Annotated in this window: 7 protein-coding genes and 1 pseudogene; 4 read left to right on the forward strand and 4 right to left on the reverse strand. The window is 64.8% G+C overall.

Annotated elements, in window-relative coordinates:
• Both ACLP25_RS15825 and ACLP25_RS15830 read right to left on the reverse strand, forming a co-directional pair.
• Positions 1 to 408 (reverse strand): alkaline phosphatase family protein (locus ACLP25_RS15825; protein ID WP_442470139.1); only part of this gene is annotated, 408 nt, incomplete at its 3' end.
• Between the two features lie 199 nt (positions 409 to 607).
• Positions 608 to 1,189, reverse strand: coding sequence for a hypothetical protein (locus ACLP25_RS15830; RefSeq protein WP_442470140.1), 582 nt, complete (start codon positions 1,187 to 1,189; stop codon positions 608 to 610).
• A gap of 906 nt (positions 1,190 to 2,095) precedes the next feature.
• Between ACLP25_RS15830 and ACLP25_RS15835 the strand changes: the two genes are divergently transcribed.
• From ACLP25_RS15835 to ACLP25_RS15850, 4 genes are all read left to right on the forward strand, one after another.
• Positions 2,096 to 2,455, forward strand: a complete 360-nt coding sequence (locus ACLP25_RS15835; protein WP_442470141.1) for a hypothetical protein — start codon at positions 2,096 to 2,098, stop codon at positions 2,453 to 2,455.
• Between the two features lie 132 nt (positions 2,456 to 2,587).
• A complete protein-coding gene (locus ACLP25_RS15840) occupies positions 2,588 to 3,085 on the forward strand; it encodes an OmpA family protein (RefSeq protein ID WP_442470142.1) in 498 nt (165 codons plus the stop codon).
• The gene (locus ACLP25_RS15845; RefSeq protein WP_442470143.1) at positions 3,063 to 4,004 is read left to right on the forward strand and encodes a tetratricopeptide repeat protein; all 942 of its coding nucleotides are present in this window, start codon (positions 3,063 to 3,065) and stop codon (positions 4,002 to 4,004) included. The genes ACLP25_RS15840 and ACLP25_RS15845 overlap by 23 nt, the downstream gene beginning before the upstream one ends.
• 139 nt (positions 4,005 to 4,143) lie before the next feature.
• Positions 4,144 to 4,836, forward strand: a complete 693-nt coding sequence (locus ACLP25_RS15850) for a 2OG-Fe(II) oxygenase (RefSeq protein WP_442470144.1) — start codon at positions 4,144 to 4,146, stop codon at positions 4,834 to 4,836.
• Positions 4,837 to 4,885: 49 nt separating this feature from the next.
• Here ACLP25_RS15850 and ACLP25_RS15855 read toward each other — a convergent pair whose 3' ends face one another.
• Together ACLP25_RS15855 and ACLP25_RS15860 are read right to left on the reverse strand one after the other, a co-directional pair.
• On the reverse strand, positions 4,886 to 8,329 hold the full coding sequence (locus tag ACLP25_RS15855) for a TylF/MycF/NovP-related O-methyltransferase (protein ID WP_442470145.1): 3,444 nt from the start codon (positions 8,327 to 8,329) through the stop codon (positions 4,886 to 4,888).
• Positions 8,330 to 8,436: 107 nt separating this feature from the next.
• Positions 8,437 to 8,590: pseudogene (locus tag ACLP25_RS15860) on the reverse strand (ornithine decarboxylase); the annotation flags it as partial.

An 8,590-nucleotide genomic window follows, 5' to 3' on the forward strand; every position in this document is an offset into this window, starting at 1 on the left:
GTTCTGAGCCGGGCCGACGAGGAAGGGCTGCACCGTGACCGTTTTGCCGGTCGCCGTGTCGAGGTAGGTCTGCGCAAAGCCCGGCGTGTCGGCCGGCGGACGCGGCGTCCGGCCGTCGGAATAGAGGCCGTTCGCGCCGGGGAACGTCCCGTATTCATGGTCGAACGAGCGGTTCTCGTTGAAGATGACGAAGACGTACTTCACCTTTTTGCGCAGCGCTGCGATGTCGTCGGCCGGCCATTCGGGGCTCGACCAGCGCGGGTCGCTGTCGGACACGAAGTACGGCGCGACGTCGGCTTGCGGGTCCGGCTGGGTCGTGACCAGCGGACGGGAATCGGCAGCGAAAGCGGGTTGGACGAGGCTTGCAAATCCGGCGGCCGCAGTCGCGCCAAGAAGGGTGCTTTTCATCGGGAGCCTCAAAACGAATAGGGCAGCAGCCCCTGTTTGGGAGGCCTTTGTTTCATGTTCAAGACAAATCGCTGCGCCGCCGCCGCACAGGCTCTGGCTCGGAAGCGTCCGGTCCCGCTCGCATTCTTCCCTGATTTCCAATATAGGTTCTTGGGGGCGATGGGCGTGCGCAGAAATGAATGGTAACGCAGATAATCCATCACAGCAAAGCGCAATGGCTCGCCTCGCCGAGCTGCAGGTCTTTCAGTTCATTGTTAACGCTCTCGGCTCGGGACAGCGGGCGATTCTCGTCACGAGCCGCGGTCAAGTCTCGGCGCGGGCGCCCGAAGCCGCGTTCGCTGCGTTCGCCAGCGCCTCGATCCGGATCCTGCACATCCGAAGGCCGCTGCCTGAGCCGCCTGAACTGCAGGAGAGGATTGGCGCCGCCCTCGGCGTCGAGGGCTGCCGCGACTTTTCTCCGCTGGCCATGTTGGCGCAGTTGCCTGCCGATCCGAATCGGAGGGTCATCCTTGCGATCGACGACGCCCACACGCTTTCGCATCGGTCGCTCTGTTATCTGAGCCTGATGACCGAACTGCTGGGGGCGGATGAGCCGGTCCTGCAGATCGTGCTCGCCGCCGCGCCGGCCCTGCTCGATATGCTTGCCCAACCAGAATTTGAAGGTTTTCGAAACCGGCTTTGTCGGCCGGATTTCGAGACATTCCGATCGTTCCAGGATGGGGAAGCAAACCGACCGTTGCCGGCATCGCCAGCGCGCGCAGGAATCCGCGCGGCGCCGCATCCGGCGCCCCCGCTAAATGTCGATCGGACGCCGGCTCCATCTCGAGTTCGAACTGCGCGTTTCGCGGTTTACTCAGCGGCAGGCATCGCCGCGCTGGGCTGCCTCGCAGCGATCGGGTATGTCGCTTTCTCCGACTTCTCCGCGGAACCGACTTGGCCGCTTGCGTCGCTGGACGCCCTTGCGCCGCAGGGGGGCTTGACGCCATCGGACCTGTCTCAACCGTTGGCCCCGCCGACCCCTGGACAGATCAGCGACGCCCTCAATCCGTTGGTCGACGATTTGGCGGATGCCGTCGCCGGTGGGTCGGTAGATTTGGTCTCTGGTCTCTTGGAGGGCATCATAAACCTCGAGCGCAGCGCGTCGCCGGACGGGCTCAAATTGGTGACCGTCTTGCCGGATCGCCTTGCCGTGAGAGCGAGGTCCGCCGCGGCGGCCGGCCGGATGGATGAGATGCGGCGTGTCGACCAGTTTGCTAGTCTTTTGGCCGGCGCGGGCCGGGATCTTCTCACGACGGCAGATTCCAGATCCATTCAGTCTTTCGCCACAGTTGCGCTGGGCGCCTCGGGCGGCGGGCCTGTCGACGAGCCACCCCAGCCCAACGGCATTGCGCAGCGGCCTGGGTCATCACCCGACGGTTCAGCGCTTTCGTCGGGACCGCTCGGCGGTTCAGGGGATGGAGATCGAGCGGTTTCGACGCCGAACGCCGCCACATCAAGCGCTGAAGTCGCGCCGCCGCAGATGCGGGCCAGCGCCGCGCCGACCACGCGTGAAGGTCCCCCTGAGCATGCGGCGGAGCAACTTGGCGCTTCAGGCGATGCAGATCGAGCGGCCTCGCCTCGAACGGCCGCAGCTGCCGCCTCGGGCGCCGCTCCGGATCAGAAGGTCGGCGCCGCCCCGCCGGATGTTTTGGCCAGCACGACGCCGACCGCGGATGAAAGTCCGGCTGCGCAGGTTGTCCCGGGTTTGCCGGCGCTCGCGCCGGTTCGCGTCGTCCTGGATGTGGCGCGGAACGAGATGGGCCGCGCCGGCCGCGCGGCGAACATACAACAGGCGTTGGCGGCAGCCGGACTGGAGGTCGCCGAACTCGTTCCCGTCGATGCTCAACGACCAGCGCCAAGGATCGGCTATTATTTCCAGTCGGACCGCGACGCAGCCGCTGGCGTCAGTCATCTTCTCGAGCCTCTGCTCGGCGCCGTGGATCCGGTAGGACTCCGGATGCGCGGAACCCTCCCCGAGCCCGGCACAATCGAGATTGCGATCCCGTGAAGTCCGGCGACCGTGGACAAAAAAGCGGCGCGCCGGTCCGTCTCCAAGGATGAGCAGTTGTTTTGGAACATTCCGCCTTGACGGCAAATTGAAAGGTCGGGGGGGGGTGAGGCTTCGAGAAGGGAGGTGATCATGCGTGGGTCATTGAAGATCCTGTTTGGCGCGGCGCTTCTTGTGGGCGCGACAGCATCGGAAGCAGATGCGCAGAATAATCCGGCCAACAATGCGGCGCCCGCAGCGGCCAATCCGGCCCCCGTAGCGACCACCTCGCCCCAGGCGGCCAGTCCTGCCCCAAGCACCCCGAGTTCGCTGGTGCTTCACTTCGATCCTGGCAGCGCGGCAGTCAGGCAGCAGGACTTGGCCTTGCTTGATGAGGCTTCCCATCTCTATCGGGCAGGCAACCCGATTGTGATGATTGTGACCGGCAGCGCCGATACGACGGGCTCGGCAGGCGCCAATCTACGGCTTTCCCAACAGCGGGCCAATAATGTGCTTCAAGGCCTTGTGGCGCGCGGCATCCCTGTCGAGCGGTTTCAGGTGATGGCCAAGGGTGAAACCGATCTGGTGGTGCCAACCGCACCGAACGTGGCCGAGGAGCGCAATCGGCGTGTGGAGATTACGTGGCGCTGACCTGAGCGTGCATGAGAACCGGCACTCGCTCGACCGCCTCGCGGCGGTGATCGCCCTGCTGATTCTGTTCCCCTTGGGCCCTGCCAGCGCGGGCGCGGTTTCGCGCTACGCATCGGAGGAGAGCGGGGGCAGGGATCCCGGTCAGTCCGCTTATGCCGCCGGGCGCTTCATTGACGCGCTCCGGATTTGGCGGCCGCGCGCGGAGCAGGGAGATGCGCGCGCCGCGTTTGGGCTCGGCCTGCTCTACGACCTCGGAGAAGGCGTCCAGCAGGACGCCGCGGCGGCCTTGAATTGGTATCGTCGCGCCGCCGAGGCCGGATACGTTCCGGCGGAATTCAATGTCGCTGTGATGTTCGACAGCGGCACGGGAACTGAGCGGAACCGGACGGAAGCCGCCTTGTGGTACGCGCGAGCGGCTGCGCATGGCTATGCCCGGGCCGAGTACAACCTGGCGCAGCTTTATCAGGCGGGCGACGGTGCGCCGCGCAATCTCGAAATGGCGGCAAACTGGTACGCCGCCGCAGCGGCTCATGGGCTGTCCGCAGCAGCGCGCCAGATGGAATCGCTGCGCGAATCGACGCAACTGGCGAGCGCGCCGCGGTACGCCGCAAACCCGACATTGGCGCCGGCAGTCCCCACAGGACCGCTCGTCCCTGCGGTGTCGGGGACAGGCGAGCGCCTTGAGGTCGAACTCTCCTGGGCCGCGCCGGCTGAGCCCGTTCCCGTCAGGTTTTTCGTGCAGGTTCTTTCGCTCGACACGACCGGCGACAAGAGCGCATTCACGGGCTTTGTAGAACAGTCAGCCGTGCTCGTGTCGCTGCCTCGGGCGCCCGCCGCCTATGTCTGGCGCGTCTATACCGTCGCGGCTTCCATCCCCGATTACACCCCAAGCGCGTGGAGCGCTTTCTCCACTCGCTGATCGGGATTCCAGCGCGATTTTCCAAACGTCGGAGGAATGTTGCGGATCCCGGCGCCTCGAATTTGACGCAGATCAAAGCGCGAGCCGCGAGCATGGGCTTCGTCACAGCGTGCCTTCCCTCGCACGTCAGGAGCCCCCCGTGCCGGATCACGAAGCCCCGTTTTCGATCCTCGACGAGAACGCGATCGCCGCCGCGCCACTTCGGCGCGACCCCTACGACTACGCCTTCGTCGATCAGGCGATGCCGGTCTCCAAGAAAGATGCGGTTCTGGCCGACGCGCCGGTAATCCCGCAGCGCGGCACCTATGGAATCCCGCAGCTCAAATACGGTCCGAAGTTCGACGCCGTGATCGAGGACCTTTTAAGCCCGCGGTTCAGGCGGCTCGTCGAGTCGAAGTTCGACATCGACTTGAGCGAGACCTATCCGACGGTCGTTATGATGGGAAACACCAGCGGCCACTACAACGAGGGCTACGCGCATCCCGATTCCAAGCACAAGATCATGACTGTGATCCTGGGGTTCAGCCGCGAGTGGCCTTACGAGAAAGGACGCCTGCGCGTGCTGCGCTCCAATTCGCGCGACGACGCAGCGTTCGAGTTCCCGCCGGAATACCGCAAGATGCTGATGTTTCGCGTTTCCGACCGGTCCTACCACGGCTTCTTGCCGCAGAAGGGGCAGCGGATGAGCCTGCACTTCTGCTGGGTCGACAGCAAGTCCTACGCGCAACAGACGTATCTCCGTCACCGCCTCAGCGCGTTCGCAAAGTCGGTGCCCGGTTTGCGCGAGGTCGTCGGCATGATGCCGCGGAAGTTGCGCCGCGGCGGAGAATGAGGGCCCAAAAGCAGCGCGATCGATTTGGACTCCAGCCGATGGGTCGGCCTCAACGTCGACCCGCCGCTTTGGCGTTCCGACGCCACACCCGAATGTAGAAGTGACCCCACGTACAGAAGGAGAGGAACTCGAAGCGCAAGTTCGGCACAGTGAGCGCCCATTCGTAAAAGGCTCGACCCTCCCCGATGTCGAGCGAGTGCGGCCAGTCGTCAAAAACGAGCACGGCGCCATGACTGAGCCGGGGGGTGAGATAGCGCAGGCATTCCAGCGTCGGTTCATAAATATCGCAGTCGATTCGGGCGTAGGCGATCGGACCGACCCCGGTCGCCGGCTCCGTCGTCAAGCTGTCTGCAAAAAAGCCAGGGATGAGCTGGAGTCGGTCTCTTTCGGCGAGCTTGACGTGCGCGGCCACGATTTCTTGTGAGGCCGCATACTGTCCCTTTTTCCAAAAGGCTGAGTCATAGATCGGGTGCGGGGCTGAGAGGCCGGCGAAGCTGTCATATCCAATGATCGGGCGGTGAAGCCCTACTTCCTCCGACAGTTCGAACAGCTTGTCGAGCCACCAGCCTTTGAAGATCCCGAATTCAACCAGCGCTCCAGGCACCTCGGTGTCTCTGATCTCGCGAAGAAGGGAAGCGACGTAATCCAGCTCGACCCCGAGCAGGGCGTCGTGCGCCCTGTGGGACCAGATCGAGTTGTCCGGGAACTTCGCGGCGTGGAGCACGCCCGGCTTAGGCACTACCTCGCCGAACGTCGCCCGACACCATGCAGCGTAGGGTTCCGCCGTTTGCAGGGCCTCTCGAAAGGCGTCGAGGCGCGTGATCGTCACGCTCTCTACGCCCGCGCCGAGTATTCTACGGTCCGTGTTCCAGCCTAAGTCATGGGGACAAACCGTCGTGAGCGCCTGGATCTCGATTGTGACGTACTCGTCCGATGGGTCGCGCATTGTCGGGTCGATGGTGAACTCAATTCCCCTTCCCTCCGTGGTGGCGCCATGGGGAGTGAGGACCCGGCTGCGACAGGAGACGGAAACCGGGACCGATGCGCGGTGAACGGCGAACTGAATTTCGACTTTCGCGGGCGTGTCAAACCAGGACGCGGGCAGGCGGAGCGTCGCCCAGGCCCCGTGCATCCAGCGTCCCCATGGCTCCGGGCCGTACCAGCCTTGCCCGATGAAGGGAGCCGCGTTCCCCTCGCTGCTGAAGGAGATTGTGAGAGCTTCCGCCCTGAACGCATCGGACTCTTGGGTAAAGATGAGCGATTCGATCCCAGCGCCGAGGACGCGGGAATCCTCGCTCCCGTCGGCTTCGCGGGGACAGGTCGTGGAGTCGGTCCGGAATTCGAGCGTGATGGCTTCGCCTTCCGGGTCCTTCATCGACTCGCTGAGCTCGAGGCGGGCGCGCCCGGCCGCGGTGGTCAGCCCCGGCGGGGTCAGCACTCGCCCGCCGCACGAGACGCTCACGCCGATCGGCCGTTGAAAGTCGCAGAATTGGACGTGGACCATCGTTCGGGACGAAATCGATGAGGCGGGCACTCGAAGAGTCGAGTGATCCCCGTCCATCCAGCGGCCCCAGACTTCCGGCTCATGCCAGCCCATCCCAAGGAAGTCCGCCGCGTTCCCATCCGTGTTGAAGGCAAGCCTCGCGACGTGTCGATCGAAGGACAAACAGAGCGGAGACGACGCAGGCTCGGCGGCAAAGTCGGCAACGAGCGAGCGGCGCGCCTCGGCCGCGCCCGCCGGGGCCACGCAGGCGAGGTCGATTGCGGCGCTGTATCCGCTCATCTTGTGCAGCCTGCGACTGGCGCGCTCGACGCAATCGCGCCGCGCGCGCGCCTCGGCTGGATCGTCCAACAGGCGGAGGATGTCCTGTCCCATGGCCGCAGGGTCGTCGGCGACCGGGATGAATTCGGCGACGGCTTTGGGGAAACCGCGCAAGGAGGCGGAAGTCACGACCACAGGCTGGCCCGCGGCGAGCGCGGTCAGCAATTTGACCGAGATTCCAGTCCCTCCCCGATCCGGGCAGACGGCAATTCGCGAGGCGTTCCGCACGCCGTCGAGATCAGCGACATAGCCGAGCCATTTGACGCTTGGCAAACGCTCCGACCAAAGATGCTCGAGCGCCCGTTGCACCCGCCCGACGACCGCGATCTTGAGGCCCCGAAGGCGAGCGTCGGGGCTAATGACCTTTTCCAGCATCCAGCTCACAGACCGGACGTTGAAAGCGTGATCGTCCGCGACGACGAGCGCGTCCCACTCCGCGCCCAGTCCGGGATCGGTCCAGGGCTCGACGTAGGGCTCCGGCAGAACAAGGAGCGCAGCCAGGGCCGCGCGTCGAATCCGGCCTTCTTCGTCCAGCGACGGCGTCGTGCAGACGTCCGCGGCTCGCCACAACCGATGCTCAAGGGCGAGGTGCCGGCGCAGGGTGCCCCAGTCCGGGAAGGCGTCCAGTTCCCGCTTGAGACGCGCAACGGCGTTTCGCGTGAGGTGGTCATGCGTGTCGAGAACGACTCTCGCTTGTGGACACGCATGAGCCGCAAACCCAACGCTGACCGCGCGATTGACGATGACGACTTGCGCCCTGAGGGCCAGATCGCGCGCGACGCGATCGCATATCGTGGAGCGGGTTCGTATCCGGACCGATTTCTCAAATTCCGCGAGTTCATTTTCGGGAGCCTGAGGGAATTCGCCGTCGGCGCTGGCGAACGTCTCGAGATGCGGGGCGGAGTCGATCCTATTTTCGGGAATCGACTCCGCCAGCCGGCGCATGGCCGTCGGGCCCCAGCGCAACTGGTGGTCGATGAACGCCCGGATGGTGAACAGTCCCCCGTCGTTGAGGGTCTCAAGCTGATTGGCGAAGGCGGTCGAGCTTCCGCACCGGCCCCACGGCGGCTGGATCTGGACGCCGATTCCCTGGTCCTGCGCCGCCTCGGAACGAACGGCCCTGGGCAGTCCGAGGAGGTCCTGGACGCTCATTTTCGCCGCCTTCGACCTCTTGACGACCGTCAATCCTTCTGCGGAAAGGGCCGCCGCGGCTGCATCGTCGGCGACGAAGACGACAGACTGAAAAGGCCAGGAGGAGACGACCCTGCGACCGAAACCGCGGACGAGCCGCGGCGCCTCACCGATGTCTTCGACGAAGACTGCCGACGGAATCTTGAGGCATGCCTGCCCGTCGAGCAGCTGGAGCGCCCGCAGCCGAAACACGCTTTCGAGCCCGAGCAAAGAAAAGCCTCGAAGCGCCACGCCGTCGAAATCGCTGAGCGAACGAAAGATCCCCTGATCCGGCGCCCAATCATGGGCGAACAGCACGCTCTCCCGCCGCCACAGGAACGACGCGCTCTCGCCGAGGACCGGAAAGGCGCTGACGGAAGACCCGCCAGCCGCGTCCAGAATCGCGAGGCACCCGACATTCTCCGCCAAAAGCTCAGTCGTGGTCCGCGGCGTGCGTGTCGGCCGACCAATCTTCGCCGCAATGGAAACGTGGGAACTCATCTCCCGCAGCCTTCTCCCAGAGTCGCTGTTGGCGAATGTCTACCAGCAGTGCGGAGGAGAGCGGAAGAGGCCGCCGCGCTCGCACCGCGCAGCGTCCGATCGTATGTTCAGATCACATAGGACTTCAGCGGCGCAAAGCCGTTGAAGCCGACCGAGGAATAGGTCGTCGTATAGGCCCCTGTCCCCTCAATTAGGATCTTCGCGCCGATCTCGAGCGAGATCGGCAAGAGGTACGGCTCCTTCTCGTACAGCACGTCGACC

Origin of the sequence: Roseiarcus sp. (assembly GCF_052145395.1) — a bacterium.
Classification (GTDB): domain Bacteria; phylum Pseudomonadota; class Alphaproteobacteria; order Rhizobiales; family Beijerinckiaceae; genus Roseiarcus.